Source organism: Aeromicrobium sp. REDSEA-S38_B2, from assembly GCF_001628525.1.
In the GTDB taxonomy this organism is placed as follows: domain Bacteria; phylum Actinomycetota; class Actinomycetes; order Propionibacteriales; family Nocardioidaceae; genus Aeromicrobium; species Aeromicrobium erythreum.
In genome coordinates this window covers 43,662-63,973 of the sequence record NZ_LUNH01000003.1, presented here as the reverse complement: position 1 = coordinate 63,973, position 20,312 = coordinate 43,662, and the positions used below count along the sequence as shown (strand labels likewise).

Below are 20,312 nucleotides of genomic sequence, written 5' to 3'. Positions count from 1 at the left end.
GGAGCATGCGCGTGAGTGTGATCGGGCTGGGCGCCATGGGCGCCGGGATGGCCACGTCGACCCTGCGAGCCGGCCTCGCGACCACCGTCTGGAACCGCAGCCCGGAGAAGTCCGAGCCGCTGCGTGACGCCGGGGCCGAGGTGGGCGCGACCGCTGCCGAGGCGGTCGCCGACGCCGACGTGGTCGTCGTCTCGCTGTTCGACGAGGCGTCGGTGCAGGAGGTGCTGGAGCAGGCGCTGGCGGCGTCACCGCCGTCCGCGGTGTGGCTGCAGACCGCGACCGTCGGCCCCGAGGCCGCACGCCGGCTGCACGACCTCGCCGAGCGGCACGACCGGGTGCTCGTCGACTCCCCCGTCCTCGGCACGAAGAAGCCAGCCGCCGACGGAGCGCTGACCGTGCTCGCCTCCGGCCCCGACGATGCGCTCGCGACCGCGCGACCCGTGCTCGAGGCGATCGGCGCGCGCACCCTCGTCGTCGGTGACTCCGCCGGGCCCGCCAGTGCCCTCAAGCTGGCCTGCAACTCCTGGGTGGCGTCGGTCACCGCCGCGGCGGCGCAGGCGCTGACCCTGGCGCGGGTCCAGGGCGTCGACCCCGGCCTCTTCCTGGAGGCGATCGAGGGCTCGGCCGTCGACACCCCCTACGCCCACCTCAAGGGTCGCGCGATCCTCGACGACGACCTCACGCCGTCGTTCGGCGTCGACGGCGTCCTGAAGGACCTCTCGCTGATGCTCGACGCCGGCGCCGACGTCATGGACACCTCGCTGCTGCAGTCGGTGCGCGACCGGTTCGCGGCGGCCTCTGCAGCCGGGCACGGCGCCGACGACATGGCCGCCGTCGTCGTGGGCTTCGAGCCTCGCGACTGAGCCTGGCATGACGCGCCGCTACCCGGGCCGCCGTTGGCTCGACCGCTCGCTGCGGGACGTCGTGTCCCGCGACCACCGCATGTCACCTGCGGCGTTCCGACGTCGCCAGTGGGTGACCGCCGGCTTCGTCGTGCTGGGTGCCGTCGTGCTCGGCGTCTCGCTGCGCGTGGAGCCCGGCAGCCCGTGGTTCTACCCGCTCACGTTCGGGCTCGCGGCGGTCTGGACGGTCGGCGCCTTCGCGTCCGGTCGGCTCTATCTCGGACACATCGCCACCGACGACCCCGACGACGAGGACGGCCTCGTGCGCCCCGTCGTGCAGCCCATCGCCATCGGGCTGGCGCTCGCGGGCCTGTTCGTCGTCGGGGCGCTCGTCGTGCGCGAGATCCCCGTGCTGTCCGACCAGGTCGAGAAGGTCCTGGGGTTCGCGACGGAGGGGACGCTGCCCCTGCTGGTCGTCATCACCGCGGTCAACGGCGTGGCCGAGGAGCTGTTCTTCCGCGGCGCCGCGTACGCCGCGATCCCCCGGCACCCGGTCGTCTGGACGACGGTGGCCTACACCGCCGCCACGCTTGCCACGGGCAACGTCATGCTCGCGTTCGCCGCGGTCCTGCTCGGCGTCGTCGTGGGGCTGCAGCGTCGCGCGTCGGGCGGCATCCTCGCGCCCGTCCTCACTCACTGCACGTGGTCGCTGACGATGCTGCTCGCCCTGCCCCCGATCTTCGGGCTGCGCTAGCCACTCCCGGCTGGCGCAGACACGACGAGGCCGGGCCCAGGAGCTCCTGGACCCGGCCGTCGGACGTCGGGCTGGCGCTCAGATCTCGCGCTTGAGGATCTTGCCGGTGGCCGTCATGGGCAGCTCGTCGCGGAACTCCACGATGCGCGGGTACTTGTACGCCGCGAACTGCTCCTTGCCCCAGGCCACCAGGTCGGCCTCGGACACGTCGTCGTGGTCCTTGTTCTTCACGACGACGGCCTTGATCTCCTCGCCGTGGCTCTCGTGCGGCACGCCGATGACGGCGACCAGCGAGACGGCCGGGTGCGTGATCAGCACCTCCTCGAGCTCGCGCGGGTACACGTTGTAGCCGCCGCGGATGATCATGTCCTTGCTGCGGTCGACGATGTAGTAGAAGCCGTCGGCGTCCTTGCGGCCGAGGTCGCCGGAGCGGAACCAGCCGTCGCGGATGGCCTCCGCCGTCGCCTCGGGACGGTCGTAGTAGCCCTTCATGACGTTGTGGCCCTTGATCGCGATCTCGCCGACGGCGGTCTTGCCGTCCTCCTCGAGGTCGTCGGGCACGTCGTTCCACTCCGCATCGATGAGCTTCATCTCGACGCCAGGGATCGGCACGCCGATCGAGCCGACCTTCGGCTCCTGCCCGTACACGGAGAACGAGGCCACCGGGGAGGTCTCCGACAGGCCGTAGCCCTCGAGGATGGTGACGCCGAAGCGGTCCTTGAACTGGCGGTGGATGTCGACCGGGAGGGCGGAGCCGCCGGCCGCGGCGACGCGCAGGCTGGCCGCGATCGCCTCGACGTCGACGCTGTCGTCCAGCGCGCCGAGCAGGCCCCAGTACATGGTGGGCACGCCCGCGAAGTAGGTGACCTTCTCCTTCAGCATGAGGCCGAGGGCGGCCTGCGCCTCGAAGCGCGGCAGCATGACCACGGTGCCGCCGAAGGCCATCGAGCCGTTCTGGATGCAGGTCTGGCCGAAGGAGTGGAACAGCGGCAGCACGCACAGGTAGGTGTCGGGGCGGTCGGCATCGGCGCCGAACAGGTCGGCCCCGGCGAGCGCGTTGTCGCGCATGTTGCGGTGGCGCAGCTCCGCGCCCTTCGGCTGACCCGTCGTGCCCGAGGTGTAGAGGATGACGGCGGTGTCGTCGTCGTCGGTCTCGACCGTCTCGAACGTGGGCGGCTGCTGGGCGACGAGCGGCGCGTAGTACTCCGGCGGCTCCAGCGGCTCCGGCGCGGCGGAGTCGAGCTTGATGAGGAAGAAGTCCTTGCAGCCGTCGACGGCCTGGAAGCCCTCCCACGCGGCCTCGCCGATGGGCAGGTCGGGGGTGCCCTCGAACGCGAAGTAGGCGACCGCGTCGGAGTCGTCGAGGTGGTAGGCGACCTCGCGGCCCTTCAGCAGGACGTTGAGCGGGACGACCGTCGCGCCGGCCTTGAGGATGCCGTAGTAGACGATCGTGAAGTACGGCAGGTTCGGGCACGACAGCGCGACCTTGTCGCCGGGCTGGACCCCGCGCGAGACGAGCAGGTTGGCCACCTGGTTCGCGGCGCCGTCGACCTGCGCGTACGAGAGTCGGGTGTCACCGAAGACGATGGCGGTGCGGTCGGCGTACGTCGAGGCGGACTTCTCCAGCAGGGCGGCGAGGTTGGCCATCGCGGGCTCCTTCAGACGAGGGTGTGGGCGGCGTCACCACCCTACCCACGTCTCGGATACCGTCGGTACGCGAGTCCCGGGCAGTCTCAGAAGGTGGAGCCGGTGAGCTGCTCGTAGGCGCGCACGTAGCGCTCGCGCGTGGCCTCGACGACGTCCGCGGGTAGGCTCGGCGGGGGCGTGTCGGAGGCCTTGTCCCACCCGGACGCGGACGAGGTGAGCCAGTCGCGCACCGGCTGCTTGTCGAACGACGGCTGCGGCCGTCCGGGCTGGTACGTCTCGGCCGGCCAGAAGCGGGACGAGTCGGGAGTGAGCACCTCGTCGGCCAGCACGATCGTGCCGTCCGGACGGGCACCGAACTCCAGCTTCGTGTCGGCCAGGATGATGCCGCGCGTGCGGGCGATCCGCTCGGCGCGGGCGTACACCTCGAGGGTCAGCGACCGCAGACGCTCCGCCACCTCGGAGCCGACCAGCTCGACGACGGCGTCGAAGTCGATGTTCTCGTCGTGGTCGCCCACGGCCGCCTTGGTGGCGGGCGTGAAGATCGGCTCCGGCAGCCGCGACCCGTCGACGAGCCCGTCGGGCAGCGGCACGCCGCACACCTCGCCGGTCGCCTGGTAGTCGGCGAGCCCCGACCCGGTCAGGTAGCCGCGCACGACGCACTCGACGGGGTACATGTCGAGCTTCTCGACGACGAGCGCACGCCCCCGCACCCGCTCGGGCACCTGGGTCGACACGACGTGGTGGGACACGACGTCGGTCAGCTGGTCGAACCACCACAGCGACATCCGCGTCAGCAGCTCCCCCTTGTCGGGGATGCCGGGGCTGAGCACGAAGTCGTACGCCGAGATCCGGTCCGACGCCACCATCAGCAGCCGGCCCGACTCGAGCTCGTAGAGGTCACGGACCTTGCCGGAGTGCAGGTGCACGGCACCGGGGACGTCAAGAGGCACGACCGACAGCCTAGGAGGTCCGCCCCCCTCCCCCGCCCACCGGCGTCCGAACGTCTCGCTCCTCGGGTGGGTGGGTCCTGTGCGTCGGTCAGGTTCGTCTCGTGCTGCGGCTGCGTCGGCGTGGCTTCGTCTCGTCCTGCGCTCCGAAAGAAGCCTCGACCGGGCGGCTGGCACCCGCGCTGGTCTGGGGTCTCGGGCTGCGGGTTGCGCTCGGGGTGGACGCAAGACTGTGCGTTGGTGCACTGACGGCCAAAGCTTCTGCGTTTGCGACGGGATCCCGTCGCCAACGCAGAAACCTTCCGCCGCTCAGCCCTCCGTGGCCCCAGAACGCAGAAACGAAGATTCCTACGTCACCCACGAGCCCAGACCAGACCCCGAGACCCCGAGCCGCCCCCAGGCCCGCTGCCGGTCGAGGCCCTTTCGGAGCCCATCCCCAGCGCCAGCCGAGGCAGCGCACCAGCAGGGCGAGACCCCCGCAGGCAGCGCATCACCAAGCCCAGACGCCCCGCGGCAGTCAACGAGCAGGCACAGAGCCCCTACGGCAGCGCACCAGCGAGGTCAGGACGTCAGAGGATCGCGCCCGGCGTGTACGCGGCGGCGGCCGGGTCGGCGGTGACGATCTCGTCGACCTGGGCGACGACGGCGGCGACCTGGGCGGTGGCGGCGCCGGTGAACTCGAGGGGGGCGGCGACGAGGGAGGCGAGGTCGGCCTCGGTGAGGGCGAGTCGCTCGTCGGCCGCGAGGCGCGCGAAGAGGTCGTTGCCGGCCGAGCCCTGCTCGCGCATCTCCAGCGCGACGGCGACCGCGTGCTCCTTGATCGCCTCGTGGGCGGCCTCGCGACCCACTCCCGCGCGGACGGCGGACATCAGCACCTTCGTCGTCGCCAGGAACGGCAGGTACCGGTCGAGCTCACGCTGCACGACGGCCGGGAACACCCCGAACTCGTCGAGGACGGTCAGGAACGTCTCGAACAGGCCGTCCGCGGCGTAGAACGCGTCGGGCAGGGCCACGCGGCGCACGACGGAGCACGACACGTCGCCCTCGTTCCACTGGTCGCCGGCCAGCTCGCCCACCATCGACACGTAGCCGCGGACGATGACGGCGAGCCCGTTGACCCGCTCGCACGAGCGCGTGTTCATCTTGTGCGGCATGGCGCTCGAGCCGACCTGGCCGGGCTTGAACCCCTCGGTCACCAGCTCGTTGCCGGCCATCAGCCGGATGGTGGTCGCCAGGTTCGACGGCGCCGCCACCAGCTGCGCGAGCGACGTGACGACGTCGTAGTCGAGGGAGCGGGGGTACACCTGGCCGACGCTGGTGAGCACCCGCTCGAACCCGAGGTGCTCGGCCACGCGTTGCTCCAGCTCGGCCAGCTTGGCGAAGCCGTCTGCCGCCCCCGGCCCGGCACCCCCGCCGGGTGCACCACCCAGGAGGTCCAGCTGGTCCTGCGCGGTGCCGACGGGGCCCTTGATGCCGCGCAGCGGGTACCGGGCGAGGAGGTCGTCGAGCCGGCCGACGCCGGTCAGCAGCTCGTCGGCGACGGTCGCGAACCGCTTGCCGAGCGTGGTCGCCTGCGCCGCGACGTTGTGGCTGCGGCCCGCCATGACGAGCTCGGCGTGCTCGGCGGCGAGGCGTCCGAGCCGCGCGAGCGCCGCGACGGCCCGCGAGCGCAGCACCTGCAGCGAAGCCCGCACCTGCAGCTGCTCGACGTTCTCCGTGAGGTCGCGCGACGTCATGCCCTTGTGGATGTGCTCGCTGCCCGCGAGCGCGGCGAACTCCTCGATCCGTGCCTTCACGTCGTGCCGGGTCACGCGCTCGCGCTCGGCGATCGACGCGAGGTCCACCTGGTCCACGACGGCCTCGTACGCCTCGATCACGCCGTCGGGCGTCTCGACCCCGAGGTCACGCTGGGCCTTCAGCACGGCGATCCACAGCTGCCGCTCGAGCACGATCTTGTGCTCGGGCGACCAGATGCGCGCGATCTCGGGCGAGGCGTAGCGGTGGGCCAGAACGTTGGGCGTCGTCACGCCGCACATCATCCCACTCGTGCCACGGCAGGCGGACGGCCGTCCGGGTCAGACGGCGACGTAGTGGTCGACGTCCTCGAGGAGGATCCGCGTGCCGGTGTCGCCGTCCCACGACGCGCGGATGCCGTGTCGCTCGAGCACCGGCAGCACGTCGTCGCGCACGAGGGTGGTGACGAGCTCGGCGTAGGTGGCGTCCTGCTGCGCGGAGTCGAGCGCCTCCCACGCGTCGCGCGGCAGGTGCGCGCTGAGGAAGACGCCGTAGCCGACGTAGGTCTGCCGGGTCTCCAGCAGCGTCTCGGTGTCCTGCTGGTGGAAGTAGACGTAGCCGCGCCAGCGTCGGGAGTCGTCCCGCTCGGCGCCGATCTCGTCGGACGCGCAGCTGGCGCAGCACGTGAAGTCGGGTCGGGCCAGCACGCCGGCGGTCTCGAGGTCGTCGAACGCGGCCCGCAGGGGCGTGCGGGTGACGTCGTCGGTCCACGCCGCCTGCTGCTCGCGCCGGGCCCGCACCAGGTGCCGGAAGGCCTCGGTGGTCTGCTCGGGAGTGACGTCGAGCTCGTCGAGCTCGTCCTCGCGCACCTCGAGCAGGTCCTCGACCTCGGTCCGCCCCAGGACCACGTCCTGCCACAGCAGCTCGCGCAGCGCCTCCTCGACGTCGGCGGGCAGGCGCAGCGACGACGGCAGGACCAGCCCGGGCGGCTGGTCGTTGAGCCCTCCCGCCGGCGCCGGCGCGGTCGAGGTGGCCTGCTGCGGGCTGCGGCCACGCAACCGCGACCAGAACCCTCGACGCTGCCCCGACCCGGACATCAGACCTCGATCTCCCCGCGCTGCGCCGCCAGCGCGATGTCGCTGCGGAACTGGGCTCCGTCGAAGGAGATCGCGTCGACCCCGGCGTAGGCCCGGTCGCGGGCGTGCTCGAGGTCCTCGCCGACGGCGGTGACCGCCAGGACGCGTCCGCCGCTCGTCACGAGCCGGCCCCCACCCTCGACGCTGTCGTCGAGGGCGGTGCCGGCGTGGATGACGTCGACCCCCTCGATGGCGTTCGCGGCACCGACGCCGAGGATCACGTCGCCCGACCGCGACGACGCCGGGTAGCCGGCCGACGACATGACCACCGTGACGGCCGTGCCGTCGTGCCACGCGGGCAGCCCGACGGCGTCGAGGGTGCCGGTGGCGGCGCCGTGCAGCAGCGAGGCGAGCGGGGTGCGCAGCAGGGCCAGGATCGCCTGCGTCTCGGGGTCGCCGAAGCGGGCGTTGAACTCGACGACGCGCACGCCCCTCGACGTCAGGGCGAGGCCTGCGTAGAGGAGGCCCTGGAACGGGGAGCCCCGGCGGGCCATCTCCTGCACGGTGGGCACGAGCACGCGGCGGGTCACCTCGGCCACCAGGTCGTCGGGCGCCCACGTGAGGGGCGTGTACGCGCCCATGCCGCCGGTGTTGGGGCCGGCGTCGCCGTCGAGGGCTCGCTTGAAGTCCTGCGCCGGCTGGAGCGGGAGGACGGTCTCGCCGTCGGTGATGGCGAACAGCGACACCTCCGGGCCGTCGAGAAACTCCTCGATGACCACCCGGTCGCAGCCGGCCGCGTGGTCCACGGCCTCCTGGCGGTCCTCGGTGACGACGACGCCCTTCCCGGCGGCGAGCGCGTCGTCCTTGACGACGTAGGGCGGACCGAAGGCGTCGAGCGCGGCGGCCACCTCCTCGGCGGTCTCGCACACGTGCGCCATCGCGGTGGGCACCTCGGCGGCGGCCATCACCTGCTTCGCGAAGGCCTTCGAGCCCTCAAGCTGCGCGGCGGCCCGACTCGGCCCGAAGCAGGCGATCCCGGCGTCGCGCACGGCGTCGGCGACCCCGGCGACGAGCGGCGCCTCCGGGCCGACGACGACGAGGTCGGCACCAATCGACGTGGCGAGCGCGGCGACGGCGGCACCGTCGAGCGGGTCGACCTCGTGCAGCGTCGCGACGTCGGCGATGCCAGGGTTGCCGGGTGCCGCGTGCACCTCGGTGACCTGCGGGTCGCGGGACAGGGCCAGGGCCAGGGCGTGCTCGCGTCCGCCGGTACCGATCACCAGAGTCTTCACGCTGCCCGACCCTATCGCCCCGACGACCACGCCCGGACCGACGACCGCCCCGCTCAGAGCAGGTCGTGCAGGACCACGGTCTCCTCGCGGTCCGGGCCCACGCCGACCGCGGAGATGCGGGCGCCGGACATCTTCTCGATGGCCCGGACGTACGCCTGGGCCGCAGCCGGCAGGTCGTCCATGGTGCGGGCGCCGGAGATGTCCTCGCTCCAGCCGTCGAAGAACTCGTAGATCGGCTTCGCGTGGTGGAAGCCGGTCTGCGTCGTCGGCATCTCGTCGACCCGCTCGCCGTCGACGTCGTACGCCACGCAGACCGGGATGCGGTCCCAGCCGGTGAGCACGTCGAGCTTGGTGAGCACGAAGTCGGTGACGCCGTTGATGCGGGCCGCGTAGCGCGCGACGGGCGCGTCGTACCAGCCGCAGCGGCGCGGGCGACCGGTCGTGGTGCCGAACTCGCCGCCGTTGGTGCGCAGACGCTCGCCGTCCCCCTCAGGATCGTTGCTGCCGAAGAGCTCGGTCGGGAACGGTCCCTCGCCGACGCGCGTGGCATAGGCCTTGACGATGCCGATGACGCGGGTGATGCGCGTCGGCGGGATGCCCGACCCGGTGCAGGCGCCACCGGTCGTGGCCGACGACGACGTCACGAACGGGTAGGTGCCGTGGTCGACGTCGAGCAGCGTGGCCTGGCCTGCCTCGAGCAGCACCGTCTCGTCGCGGTCGAGGGCCTCGTGCAGCACGAGGGCGGTGTCGGCGACCATCGGGCGCAGCCGCTCGGCGTGCACGAGCAGCTGGTCGACGATCTCGTCGACGCTGACCGCACGGCGGTTGTAGACCTTGGTGAGCATCTGGTTCTTCAGCTCGAGCGCGCCCTCGACCTTGGCGCGCAGGATCTTCTCGTCGAAGAGGTCCTGCACGCGCACGCCGAGGCGGTTCATCTTGTCGGCGTACGTCGGCCCGATGCCTCGGCCGGTGGTGCCGATCTTGCGGCTGCCGAGGAACCGCTCGGTCACCTTGTCGAGGGTGCGGTTGTAGTCGGCGATGAGGTGGGCGTTGGCGCTCACGCGCAGCTTGCTGGTGTCGATGCCGCGCGCCTCGAGCGCGTCGATCTCCTCGAACAGGACGTCGAGGTCGATGACGACACCGTTGCCGATGATCGGCGTGCAGCCGGGGCTGAGGATGCCGCTGGGCAGCAGGTGCAGGGCGTACTTCTCGTCTCCGATGACGACGGTGTGGCCGGCGTTGTTGCCGCCGTTGAACTTGACGACGTAGTCGACGCGGCTGCCGAGCAGGTCGGTGGCCTTGCCCTTGCCCTCGTCTCCCCACTGGGCTCCGACGATGACGACTGCGGGCATGCGATGCACCCCTCGAGGTTGGTTCGTGCTGTGCGGTGAACAGGCGACAAGCCCCGGGCGTCCGGGGCCTGACAGCCGCATCGTATCGGGCCGGACGCCCCTCGGGCCAATGCACGACGGCCACGACGGTGCGTCCGGTGCGTCCGGGCCCTAGGCTCGCAGGGGCGCCGTCGTCGACGGTGCTCTCGGGGCCGCACGCAGAGGGAGCGCCATGACCGACAGCAGGCCGTGGGTGGCGGTGGTGAACGCCCAGGCGGGCAGCAGCGACGACCCGCGCCTCGAGGAGGCGCTCGACGTGCTGCGCGCGCACGCCCCGCTGGAGGTGCGGCGCACCGAGGACCGCGACGACCTGCAGGACGCGGTGGCCGCAGCGCGCGGTGGCGTCGTGGTGGCGGTCGGTGGCGACGGCAGCATCCACGCCGTCGTCACGGCGGTCGACGACCTCGACCTCTTCGACGACGTCGAGGTGGCGATCGTGCCGCTCGGCACCGGCAACGACTTCGTGCGCACGCTCGGCCTGAGCGACGACCCGGTCGAGGCGGCCCGTCAGGCCGTCGACTGCGTGGCCCGCCCTGCCGACGTGATCCGCGACGGCCAGGACCGGCTCGTGGTCAACGCCGCGCACGTGGGTCTGGGCGCCGAGGCGAACGTGAAGGCGACCCCGTGGAAGAAGGCGTTCGGCCCCGTCGGGTACGCCATCGGCGCGGCGATCACGGGCGTGGTGGGCAAGGGCTTCCGCGCGACGGTGCACGTCGACGGCCAGCGCATCGACTCGCCCCGCCGACTCATCCAGGTGGCCGTCGGCAACGGACGCTACGTCGGGGGCGGCGCGCCGCTGCTCCCCGCCGCGGACCCGTTCGACGGGAGCCTCGACGTCGCGGTCGTGTGGGCGCACGCCCGGTGGAAGCGGCTCGGGTACGCGTACCGCCTGCGTCGCGGCCGCCACCCGATGCGCGACGACGTCGTCTACCTCAAGGGTCGCGAGGTCGTGGTGCAGGGCGAGGCACTGCAGGCCAACCTCGACGGCGAGATCTGCGACGCGAGCCCCCGGCACCACTGGGTGGTCGAGCCGGGTCGGCTGAGGCTGCGCGCCCCCGCCGACGCGCCCCCGCCGCTGGAGGACTGACAGCGTCGACGAACGAAGGGGCCGACGATCTGGGCGGAGCGGCTCAGACGAGCTGCGCGTACGCCTCGGGGCTCGACTCGTGCAGGAACTCGCGGCAGCGGTGCGCCTCGGCGTCGTCGCCGAGCCGCTCGGATCCGGTGGCGAGCGCCGCGAGGGAGCGCAGGAAGCCCTGGTTCGGCGCGTGCGACCACGGCACGGGCCCGAAGCCCTTCCAGCCGTTGCGACGCAGCGCGTCGAGCGAGCGGTGGTAGGCCGTGCGCGCGAACGCATAGCCCTCCAGGTCGTCACCGGCGTCCAGAGCCTCCTGCGCCAGCAGCGCCCACGCCAGCACCGAGTCGGGGTGCTCCGAGGCCACGGTCCGCGCCGACGTGCCCGACGCCAGCTCCTGCGCGCCCGGGTCCTCGGGAAGGAACGTCTCCGGCGGCTCACCCAGCAAGTTCGTCATGCCGTGAACCCTACGCACCGCGCCAGCGGGTGCGTCGATGCGGCTTCTCCCTCGACCTGCGGCTGCGCCGGTGTGGCTCGTGTTGGGGTGGGGCTGCGCCGGCGCGGCTTCGCGCTCGGGTGGGGCTGCGTCCGCGCGGTTTCGTGCTCGGGTGGGGGTGCGTCGGCGCGGCTTCGTCCTCGGGTGGGGCTGCGTCGGCGCGGTTTCGACTCGTCCTGCGCTCCGAAAGGGCCTCGACCGGGCGGCTGGCAGCGGCGGCGGCTCGGGTTCTCGGGCTGTGGCCTGCTTGGGACGCAGGAGTTTGCGTTGGCGCGTCCTGAGCGGTGGATTTGCCACCGCATCGCCCTCGGCGGTGGATCTGTCACCTTCTCAGCGCTGTACAGGTGGAGAATCCACCGCCGACGTGGTCAGGCCTGGCAGGGCTTCTGCGTTCGCGAGGGGATCCCGTAGCAAACGCAGAAGCCTTGGCACTCCCGCACCCGAACGCAGATTCTTGTGTTCACCCGTGCCGAAGCCACAGCCCGAGTGCTCGACCCACCGCTGACGCCAGCCGCCCGGTCGAGGCCTTTTCGGAGACCAGACCGAGCGCGAGTCGAGGCGGCGCAGCAGCACGACGAGACTCCCCGCGGCAGCGCAGCAGCACGACGAGACCCCTGCGACAGCGCACCGGCAAGTCGTCAAGACCGCAACCGCACGACGAGCCAGTACCCCTACTCCCCCGGCGCGAGCAGCTCCGCGAGGTGAAGGGCCGGGACGTCGGCGAGGTCGTCGAGCTGGGTGCGGCAGGAGAAGCCGTCGGCGAGGACGACGGCACCCTCGCCCATGGCGCGGACGGCTGGCATGAGCTGCTGCTCGGCGACGGCGACGGACACTTCGTAGTGGCCGCGCTCGACGCCGAAGTTGCCGGCGAGTCCGCAGCAGCCGGAGAGTCGGGTGACGGTCGCGCCGGTGCGGCCGAGGACGTCGAGGTCGGCGGCGAAGCCGAGCACCGACGACTGGTGGCAGTGCGGCTGCACGACCACCTCGGTGCCGCTGAGGTCGGGGGCCTGCCAGCCCTCGGTACGGGCGAGCAGCTCCGCGAGCGTGAAGACCCCCTGCGCGACCTCGGCTGCACGCGGATCGTCGGTGAGCTCCACGGCGTCGGAGCGCAGCACCGCGAGGCACGACGGCTCGAGGCCCACGACCGGCACCCCGTCCGCGACGTACTCGTGCAGCACCCCGACCGTGCGCTCGACGAGCGAGCGGGCGGTGTCGAGCTGGCCGGTCGTGATCCACGTGAGTCCGCAGCATGCCTGCTTCTGGACGACCTCGACCCGGTAGCCGGCCGACTCGAGCAGCCGCACCGCGGCGTGACCGCCCGACGTCGAGAAGTACTCCGTGAACGAGTCCGCCCAGATCGCGACCCGGGGCCGGTCGGTGCGCGTCGCGGACGCCTCGAGGGCCGGCCGAGCGGCCCGGCTGAACCGACGCGTCGCGAACGACGGCAGGCTGCGACGCTGGTCGACGCCAGCCACCCAGCGTGCGACGTGGGCAAGCCCCGGCACCCGCAGGGCCAGGTTCGCAAGGGCCGCGACGGGCGACGTCAGCCGTGCCCAGAACGGCAGCTTCCCGAGGACGTAGTGGCTGCGCGGCCGCATCCGACCCTTGTAGGTCTGGTGCAGCACCTCGGACTTGTAGGTCGCCATGTCGATGCCCGTCGGGCAGTCGTTGAGGCAGCCCTTGCACGACAGGCAGAGGTCGAGCGCCTCGTGCACCTCCGGCGCGCGGTAGCCGCCGGTCACCAGCCGCCCGTCGACCATCTCCTGCAGCACGCGCGCGCGTCCGCGGGTGGAGTCCTTCTCGTCGCGGGTGGCCTGGAAGGAGGGACACATGACGCCGTGCGACGCCTTGTTGTCGGCGAGGCACTTGCCGACGCCCGTGCACCGGTGCACGGCCGCGCCGAGGTCGCCGTCGTCGTGCAGCAGCCGCAGGCCGCGGCGCGATCCCTGCAGGCCGGGCGCCCACCCTCGACCCTGCGTCCGCAGATCGGCGTCCAGCGCACGGACACCCGGCACGGGTGCCCGCCCCTGCGCGGCGGACGGCAGAGCAGCGGGGGCGACGAGCACGCCGGGGTTGAGCAGGTCGTCGGGGTCGAGGACGTGCTTGACGCCCCGGAACAGCGCGATGGCCTGCTCGGAGTACATGAGCGGCAGCAGCTCCGACCGGGCGCGACCGTCGCCGTGCTCGCCCGAGAACGAGCCGCCGTGGGTGGCGGTGAGCCGGGCGGCGTCCTCGATGAACGCGCGGTAGCCGGCGTGTCCCCCGGGCTCGGACAGCGGGAAGTCGATGCGCACGTGCACGCAGCCGTCGCCGAGGTGGCCGTACGGCTCGCCGTTCAGGCCGTGCTGCTGCAGGAGCGCGTCGAAGTCGCGCAGGTACTGCCCGACCCGCTCGGGCGGCACGGCCGCGTCCTCCCAGCCCGACAGGGCCGGTCGGTCCCAGATGCGCGACGCCAGGCCCGCACCCTCCTCGCGGATCCGCCAGAACGCGGCCTGCTCGGCCACCGACGTCACGTGCCGGTGCGACAGCGAGGCGGAGTCCGCGACGACGCGCTCGGCCTGGGCGGCGAGCTCGGCGGGGTCGTCGCCTGCGAGCTCGACGTAGAGGTAGCCGCCGCCGCGCGGGTAGTCGGGCACGCCGGCAGCACCCTTGGCGGCGCGGTACACCTCGATGATCCGCTCGCCGAGGCCCTCGCAGGCGATCGGGCCGTGCGGGAGCATCGTGGGCACGTCGTCGCCGGCCTCGGCCATCGAGCCGTAGCCGAGGACCACGAGGTGCACGTGCCGCGGGGTCTGCACGAGGTCGACGGTGGCGCCGAGCAGGACGCCCAGCGTCCCCTCGGTGCCGGCCATGAACGACGCGACGTCGAAGCCGCGCTCGGGGAGCAGGTGCTCGAGGCTGTAGCCCGACACCTGGCGGCCGAAGCGGCCGAGCTCGGTGCGGACGGTCGCCAGGTCGGCCGCGACGACGTCGCGCAGCCGGTCGAGCGTCGGCGACGTCGTGGCGACGTCGCGTCCGATCGTCAGCCGCTCGCCCGTGCCGGTGACGACGTCGAGGGCCGCGACGTTGTCGGAGCTGCGGCCGTACCCGAGGGCGCGGTTCCCGCAGGCGTTGTTGCCGATCATGCCGCCGACCGTGCAGCGCGTGTGCGTCGACGGGTCGGGGCCGAAGCGCAGTCCCTGCGGCGCGGCGACCTTCTGCAGCGCGGCGTGCACGATGCCCGGGTCGACCCGCGCCACCCGCCGCTCGACGTCGACCTCGTGGACCCGGTTCAGGTGCTTCGCGAAGTCGACGACGATCCCGGTGCCGACCGCGTTGCCGGCGATGGAGGTACCTGCGCCGCGTGAGGTGACGGGCACCCCGGTGGCGCGCGACGCGTCGAGGACGGCGAGCACCTCCTCGACAGACCGTGGCCGGACCACGACCTGCGGCACGACGCGGTACAGCGACGCGTCGGTGCTGTAGAGCGCGCGGGTGGTGCTGGAGTCGTCGACGTCGACGACCTCGCGGCGGCGGAGCTCGGCGACGACGTCGGCCGGGGATGCGGCCACGTCGGGGCCGACGGTGTCGACGCTCACCAGAGCTCGAGCGAGGCGTCGAGGATGCCGGCGACGTCGTCCTCGGTGACGTCGCGGGGGGCGGTGGCCAGGAGTCGCTGCTGCTTCATGGCTCCGTCGACGAGCGGGTCGAGGTCGTTGCTGTCGAAGCCGACGGCGGAGAGCCCGGCGGGGATGCCGACGTCGCGCATGATCGCGGTGAGCACCTGCGGGAGCAGGTCGGCGGGGTCCGCGGGCATGCTCGCGTCGGGGTCGAGCAGACGCGCGGCGCGCACGTGACGCTCGGGCGCGGCCTCGAAGGTGAACCGGAAGGCGGCGGGCGCGGTGAGCGAGACGGCCATGCCGTGCGGCACGAGCCCCGCGTGCCCGGAGGCGCCGTCGTCGCCCGGGTACCCCTCGGGCCGGAACTCCCGCACCTGGCCGGCGATCGGATAGGCGTTGGCGTGCGGGATGTGCACGCCCGCGTTGCCGAAGCCCAGTCCGGCGAAGGTGGCGGCCGTGGCCACCTCGGTGCGCGCGTCGAGGTCGTCGCCGTGGCTGACCGCGCGGCGGAAGGACCCTGCCATGAGCGCCAGCGCGCGCTCGGACCAGACGTCGGAGATCGGGTTCGACCCGCAGTAGGGCACGCGCTCACCGGCCTGCTTCGCCTCGTACGACGTGTAGGGGCGTGCCGTGTAGCTCTCGAGCGCGTGGCACAGGATGTCCAAGCCCGACGCGGCCGTCACCGACGCAGGCTGGGTGAGCGTCAGCTCGGGGTCGACGACAGCCAGGACCGGGCGCAGCCGCGGGTGCGAGATGCCGGTCTTCACGTGCTGGTCGACGACGTCGAGCACGCAGATGGTGGTGCTCTCGCTGCCGGTCCCCGTGGTCGTGGGCACGGCCACGAGTGGCAGGAGCGGCTGGCTCGGGGCACGGCCCTTCCCGACCGGCGCGTTGACGTAGTCCATCAGCTCGCCGTCGTTCGTGAGCAGGAGCGCGACGGCCTTGGCGGTGTCGATGCTGCTGCCGCCGCCGACCGCCAGGACGGCGTCGACGGGGCTGGCGTCGCGGGCGAAGGCGACCGCGTCCTCGAGACTGCCGTCGGTCGGCTCGACCCGGGCGCCGTCGAAGACGACGACGTCGAGGCCGTCGGCGGCCAGGCGGTCGGCGATCTCGGCCGGTCGACCGGTCGCGGCGACGCCGGCGTCGGTGACGAGCAGGACGCGGCGGGCGCCGAGCTCGGCGAGGTCGTGCCCGAGCTCGTGCCGGGCGCCGACGCCGAGCTTCAGGCGCGGGGCGCCGTAGGTGAAGACGGTCTCGGGGTGGTGGGGGGCGAAGCCGGACATGCCGCTCCTGTCAGCTCGGTTCCAGACGTGTCGAGGACGACGACAGTAGCATGCTACTGGCAGTGAGCGCCTGCGCTCGGGAGCGCCAGACGTCGACGTCGACGGCGGGGTCGAGCTGGCGCGCCAGCAGCTCCGCGGTGTGCTGGAGGTGCTCGCGCATGAGCGCAGCGGCCCGGCCGGCGTCCTGGTCGAGGACGGCCTGCACGATCGGCTCGTGCTCCTCGAGGATCTCGTGGGCCCCGCGGGAGCGGTGCAGGGTCACCGCGCCACGCGCCTGGATCGACGCGCGCAGTGCGAGCACCTCCTCGCCCAGCCGACCGTTGCCGCTCGCCGCGTGCAGCACCGCGTGGAGCGCCCGGTCGTGCTCCTCGAAGGCTCGCTCGTCGTCGGCGGCCGCGTCGGCCGCCATGGCCCGCAGCAGGGCGCGCAGCTCGTCGCGCTGTGCTGCGTCGGCGTGCAGCGCGGCGTACGCGGCGGCGGGCACCTCGAGCAGCAGGCGCAGCTCGAAGACCTCGAGCACGTCCTGCACGGTCACGCCCCGGACGCGCACCCCGCGGTTGCGCTCGACGGCCACCAGACCGGCGTCGGCGAGGCGCAGCACCGCCTCGCGGACGGGCGTGCGCGACGTGCCGAGCTCCTCGGCCAGCCGGTAGATCGAGTGCTGGGAACCCGGTTCGAGACGACCGGTGAGGATGTCCTCGCGCAGTCGGGCGAAGACGCGCTCGGCAGCCGTCGTCCGTCCTGCCATCGCCGCGCCTCCTCGCCCCGTCGGACCGTCCGGTGCTCGCAACCTACCGCGCCCGGTGCCGCACGACCTTGTCCGGCTGCGGCAGGATGGGGCCGATCGGTCCGCTCGGCCCGGTCGACCGACCACCCCGGCCCGGGGACCGCACGACCTCCCCGAGGAGACCCATGAGACGGATCGCGACCCCGCTCCTGCTCGTCGGCGTGCTCGCGCTGGGTGCCTGCGAGACGCGCACCCAGGCCGATCCGCGGCCCAGCGCCGGCGCCTCCTCCTCGGCGGCGGGGGCGTCGGACGCCGACGTGACCGAGCACGAGTCGGGGCCGCAGAGCCCCATCATCTACGGGCTCGAGGTCCCGTCGGGCGCCACGCAGCTGGGGCCGCTGGTGCGCTACCGCAGCGCTGCGCTGATCGAGGCCTTCCAGCCCGAGCTCGACGCTGCGAAGGCGGCGCAGCAGTCGGGGGAGGAGGACGGCGAGCTGCCCGAGGGCGTCGAGCCGACCCCGACCGAGACCACCACGCCCGCCACCCGCCCCAGCGACGACACCTTCTCGCTCATCGACGACGCCCCTCGCCCCGACGTCACGATCTCGCTGCTGCGCGTCGACGGCTCACCCACGCAGGTGCTGCGCCGTCTGATCGCCCAGGTGAATGCCGTCATCCCCGACGCCAAGCTCGACGAGGACGACCTCTCGACGTACTGCCAGTCGCAGGACCGTCGGATCACGGGCTGCACCGTCGACGCCGAGGGCAAGACCGCCGACCAGCGCGACATCCGCATCACGATCACCGCCGACCCCGGCGACGTCACGACCCGCACGGGCTACCCGGCGGCGCAGAAGCGGCCGGTCATGACGGTGCGGGCGCAGTACGTGGGCGACCCGCGCAGCGGCCAGCTCGAGCCGCGGGCGTCGACGGCGCAGGTGCCGCGCGACGTCGAGGGCAAGGACACGTCGGGGCTGATCTGGCCGAGCATGGACGTGTCCGCGCCGCGCGACTCGCCCCTGCTCGACGGGAAGTGGCGCGTGCCGGCCACCGGCACCCTGCTGCTCAGTGGTGAGCGGCCCCGGTTCGCGGCGGTCGTCGCCGACCGCGTCCGCGAGGCCGACGCGATCGCGGAGGACTTCGCCTCGAGCATCGGCACGCCGACGAAGGACGTCGTCGAGGACCTCAACGAGATCAGCACGACCTACACCGCCCGCGGCAAGGACGGCGGCGTGGCCCGCGCGACCTTCGTGCTCTCGGCGCGGGGCAGCTACGCGATGCTGTTCTACACGCCACCACGCTCCTGACCCTGCGCGTCGCACCGGGCGGCTCTCCCGCAGGACGGGCTCAGCGGTAGTCGGTGAGGTGCGCGAGCGCGTGCTGCGCGGCCGGCAGGAGCTGCCGGACGCCGTCGTCGACCTGGTCGAGCGGCAGCCAGGTGGCCACGTCGGTGGTGCCGTCGACCTCGACGACGTGCGGGGTGGGCAGCGGCGCTCCGGGCTCCACGCCCGCGACGCGGACGGCGTAGAGCAGGTGGACGCCGTGGTAGTCCTCGAAGCGGTCGTCGCGGCCCGGCGCCACGGTGTGCACGTGGTGGACGTCGACGAGGCGCTTCTCCAGCACCGTCAGCCCGGTCTCCTCGTACACCTCGCGGACGACGGCGTCGTGCGGGGACTCGCCGTGGTCGACACCGCCGCCCGGCAACGCCCACCAGCCCGCCGGGTAGCCGGTCGGGGAGATGCGGGTGAGCAGCAGCCGGGGCGTGCCGGTCTCGTCGTCGGCGACGACGACGCCGTACGCGCCGAGCCGCTGCGTGCGGCGCGTCTCGCGGTGCTCGTTCATCGGGCTCCCTTCGGTGCGCTCCACTAGAGTCGGTGGACGATGAGTGCCCTCGACCCGTTGCCCGTGACGACCGCCGCCCCGAAGGAGCGCGTGGCCTATCTCGACAACGCACGGTACTGGGTGATGCTGCTCGTCGTGATCGGGCACTCCCTCACGCAGTTCGTGGCGATGGACTCCGCGCGCGGCGTGTACGTGTGGATCTACGCGTTCCACATGCCGTTCTTCATCCTGATCTCCGGCTACACGGCTCGGCGCTACATGGGCGACGCGCGGCAGGTGCGCCGCATCGTCAGCACCCTGGTGGTCCCGTACCTGATCATCGAGATCTCGATGCAGATGATCACCCGCCACTACACGGGCGAGCCGGAGCCGTACAAGTTCCTGTCGCCGCAGTGGCTGGGCTGGTTCATGGCGGCGCTGTTCGTGTGGCGGCTGACCACCCCGATCTGGCGTGCGCTGCGCTACCCGATCACGACGTCAATCGCGATCTCGTTGCTGGTCGGGCTCATCGAGGTGCCGAACGTGCTGGCGCTGCCGAAGATCCTCGGCTTCCTGCCGTTCTACGTGATCGGTCTGCACATGAGCCGTGAGCGCTTCGAGCGGCTCGCGGACCCCCGCATCCGGGTCGGGTCGGCGCTGCTGCTCGCCGGCAGCTTCGTCATCTGCTACCTCTACTCGGCGAACTGGACGCTCGACTGGCTGCTGTGGAAGCAGCGCTACGACGAGGACCCGCTCGGCGCCTCGCCCCTGGAGGGCATCACGCAGCGCGCGGAGCTGCTCGTCATCGGCCTGGTGCTGACGTTCGCCGCGCTCTCGCTCGTCCCCCGCCGTCGGTCGTGGACGACGCGTCTCGGCGGGCGCACGTTCTACTGCTACCTGCTGCACGGCTACGTGATCCTGCTGCTGCGCTACCAGTTCGGCGTGTTCGACTCCCTCGAGAAGTACGGCGCACCCGCGGTGGTGCTGACCATGGTCGTCGCCACGGTGGTCGCGAACCTGCTCATGACGCAGCTGGTCGCTACCGTCTTCCGCCCGGTCTTCGAGCCCCGCCTCCGCTGGCTGTTCCGCCCCGACCCCGAGACCAAGCCGAAGTCGTCGAAGGCCCCCGCGCCCACCGCCTGAGGCCTTCTGCCGGGACGCACAATGCTGCGTTCGCGCGCTCCATCGGTGGATCTCCAACCGCAGGAGCGCTCGTGCGGTTGATGTTCCACCGCCGACGGGGCTGAGCGTGGCAACGATGCTTCCTTCTCGCGGACCGTGCCACGCGAAGGGAGAAGCGCTGCCCACCCCACCCCCAAGCACACCCACGCTTCTTCCTTCGCGCGTGCGAGGCCGAACGCTTCTGCGTTCACGACGGGATCCCGTAGCAATCGCAGCATCCTTGACGTCCCAGCGCACGAACGCAGGTTCTTGTGTCCACCGAAGGCCACAGCCCGAGAACCCGAGCCACGGCGCCACCCGGCCGCCCGGTCGAGGCCCTTGCGGAGACCACCCCCAGCGCCAGCCGCGGCAGCGCACCAGCAACCCCAGATCCCCTACGGCAGCGCACCAGCGACGTCACGACGACCGCACCCCCACACGACGACGGCCCCGGACCAGCAGGTCCG

The 20,312-nt window shown here is 72.6% G+C and carries 15 protein-coding genes and 1 pseudogene; 5 read left to right on the top strand and 11 right to left on the bottom strand.

The window, feature by feature from the left end; genetic code table 11:
- The first annotated feature begins 5 nt into the window (after positions 1-5).
- Entirely contained in the window at positions 6-863 is an 858-nt protein-coding gene (locus A6Q81_RS00500) for an NAD(P)-dependent oxidoreductase (RefSeq protein WP_286689139.1), read from the top strand.
- Positions 864-870: 7 nt separating this feature from the next.
- Positions 871-1,596, top strand: a complete 726-nt coding sequence (locus A6Q81_RS00495; RefSeq protein ID WP_067854805.1) for a CPBP family intramembrane glutamic endopeptidase — start codon at positions 871-873, stop codon at positions 1,594-1,596.
- Positions 1,597-1,674: 78 nt separating this feature from the next.
- Here A6Q81_RS00495 and A6Q81_RS00490 read toward each other — a convergent pair whose 3' ends face one another.
- The 6 genes and pseudogenes from A6Q81_RS00490 to A6Q81_RS00465 all read right to left on the bottom strand — a co-directional run bounded on the left by A6Q81_RS00490 (position 1,675) and on the right by A6Q81_RS00465 (position 9,644).
- Complete coding sequence (locus A6Q81_RS00490) at positions 1,675-3,243, bottom strand: long-chain-fatty-acid--CoA ligase (protein ID WP_067854803.1); 1,569 nt, start codon at positions 3,241-3,243, stop codon at positions 1,675-1,677.
- Between the two features lie 98 nt (positions 3,244-3,341).
- Positions 3,342-4,193, bottom strand: a pseudogene (locus A6Q81_RS00485) (phosphoribosylaminoimidazolesuccinocarboxamide synthase); the annotation flags it as partial.
- 566 nt (positions 4,194-4,759) lie between these two features.
- On the bottom strand, positions 4,760-6,226 hold the full coding sequence (gene purB, locus A6Q81_RS00480) for an adenylosuccinate lyase (protein ID WP_067861305.1): 1,467 nt from the start codon (positions 6,224-6,226) through the stop codon (positions 4,760-4,762).
- Positions 6,227-6,265: 39 nt separating this feature from the next.
- Entirely contained in the window at positions 6,266-7,021 is a 756-nt protein-coding gene (locus tag A6Q81_RS00475; RefSeq protein ID WP_067854798.1) for a DUF6891 domain-containing protein, read from the bottom strand.
- Positions 7,021-8,292 (bottom strand): phosphoribosylamine--glycine ligase, encoded by a 1,272-nt coding sequence (gene purD, locus A6Q81_RS00470; protein WP_067861304.1) that lies wholly within the window; start codon positions 8,290-8,292, stop codon positions 7,021-7,023. Before purD ends, A6Q81_RS00475 begins: the two co-directional genes overlap by 1 nt.
- A 53-nt stretch (positions 8,293-8,345) precedes the next feature.
- On the bottom strand, positions 8,346-9,644 hold the full coding sequence (locus A6Q81_RS00465; RefSeq protein ID WP_067854796.1) for an adenylosuccinate synthase: 1,299 nt from the start codon (positions 9,642-9,644) through the stop codon (positions 8,346-8,348).
- Positions 9,645-9,855: 211 nt separating this feature from the next.
- Here A6Q81_RS00465 and A6Q81_RS00460 point away from each other — a divergent pair, with 211 nt between their 5' ends.
- Positions 9,856-10,770, top strand: coding sequence for a diacylglycerol/lipid kinase family protein (locus A6Q81_RS00460; protein ID WP_067854793.1), 915 nt, complete (start codon positions 9,856-9,858; stop codon positions 10,768-10,770).
- Positions 10,771-10,813: 43 nt separating this feature from the next.
- Here the strand turns inward: A6Q81_RS00460 and A6Q81_RS00455 are convergent, their stop codons facing one another.
- The 4 genes from A6Q81_RS00455 to A6Q81_RS00440 form a co-directional block, all read right to left on the bottom strand.
- A complete protein-coding gene (locus A6Q81_RS00455) occupies positions 10,814-11,215 on the bottom strand; it encodes a DUF3151 domain-containing protein (RefSeq protein ID WP_067854790.1) in 402 nt (133 codons plus the stop codon).
- 710 nt (positions 11,216-11,925) lie between these two features.
- Positions 11,926-14,832 carry an FAD-binding and (Fe-S)-binding domain-containing protein gene (locus tag A6Q81_RS00450; RefSeq protein WP_286689138.1) on the bottom strand — a complete coding sequence of 969 codons (2,907 nt, stop codon included), beginning with the start codon at positions 14,830-14,832 and terminating at the stop codon, positions 11,926-11,928.
- Complete coding sequence (locus A6Q81_RS00445; protein WP_286689137.1) at positions 14,829-16,136, bottom strand: hydroxyacid-oxoacid transhydrogenase; 1,308 nt, start codon at positions 16,134-16,136, stop codon at positions 14,829-14,831. The genes A6Q81_RS00450 and A6Q81_RS00445 overlap by 4 nt, the downstream gene beginning before the upstream one ends.
- A gap of 10 nt (positions 16,137-16,146) precedes the next feature.
- Positions 16,147-16,884: a GntR family transcriptional regulator gene (locus A6Q81_RS00440; protein WP_286689136.1), complete on the bottom strand. Its 738-nt coding sequence runs from the start codon at positions 16,882-16,884 to the stop codon at positions 16,147-16,149.
- A gap of 164 nt (positions 16,885-17,048) precedes the next feature.
- Here A6Q81_RS00440 and A6Q81_RS00435 point away from each other — a divergent pair, with 164 nt between their 5' ends.
- On the top strand, positions 17,049-18,170 hold the full coding sequence (locus A6Q81_RS00435) for a hypothetical protein (RefSeq protein WP_067854780.1): 1,122 nt from the start codon (positions 17,049-17,051) through the stop codon (positions 18,168-18,170).
- A 40-nt stretch (positions 18,171-18,210) separates the two neighbouring features.
- Here the strand turns inward: A6Q81_RS00435 and A6Q81_RS00430 are convergent, their stop codons facing one another.
- Positions 18,211-18,705, bottom strand: a complete 495-nt coding sequence (locus tag A6Q81_RS00430; protein WP_067854777.1) for an NUDIX hydrolase — start codon at positions 18,703-18,705, stop codon at positions 18,211-18,213.
- A gap of 39 nt (positions 18,706-18,744) precedes the next feature.
- Here A6Q81_RS00430 and A6Q81_RS00425 point away from each other — a divergent pair, with 39 nt between their 5' ends.
- Entirely contained in the window at positions 18,745-19,827 is a 1,083-nt protein-coding gene (locus A6Q81_RS00425) for an acyltransferase family protein (RefSeq protein ID WP_286689135.1), read from the top strand.
- Positions 19,828-20,312 lie beyond the last annotated feature (485 nt).